Origin of the sequence: Undibacterium sp. TJN19, assembly GCF_049339485.1 — a bacterium.
Lineage (GTDB): Bacteria > Pseudomonadota > Gammaproteobacteria > Burkholderiales > Burkholderiaceae_D > Undibacterium.
On sequence record NZ_JBMPPL010000072.1, the window covers coordinates 1 to 364 of the forward strand.

General features: G+C 57.7%; 1 protein-coding gene. It reads right to left on the reverse strand.

Annotated elements, in window-relative coordinates; translation table 11 throughout:
• The coding region (locus ACO0LH_RS28575; protein WP_422944538.1) for an AMP-binding protein at window positions 1-364 on the reverse strand (364 nt) is incomplete at both ends.

Genomic DNA, 364 nt, shown 5'->3' on the forward strand with positions numbered 1-364 from the left:
CGGGCCAGCCTATGGTTTCTATGCCTTGGGCCTGGCGTTTGACGTAGCTGGAGTAGGTGGTGCCTTCTGAGGGGCCATAGAGGTCGTAGACCTGGGCGATGGGGGTTTCTGTGTAGAGGCGGTCTACAAGGGCTGCTTTGAGGGGTTCGCCGGCGAGGTTGAGGACTTTGACACCGGCGGGGAAGGCTTTGCGGTCGAGCAGGACTTTGGCGGCCGAGGGGACGGTGTTGATGAGGCTGATCTGTTGTTTGCTGTGTTCATCGAGTTTTTCCAGGGCGAGGATGTTGTCGATGAGGATGCAGGTTTGCCCTGTGGTTAAGGGCAGGAAGATTTCGTAGATGGAGAGGTCGAAGCAGAAGGAGGT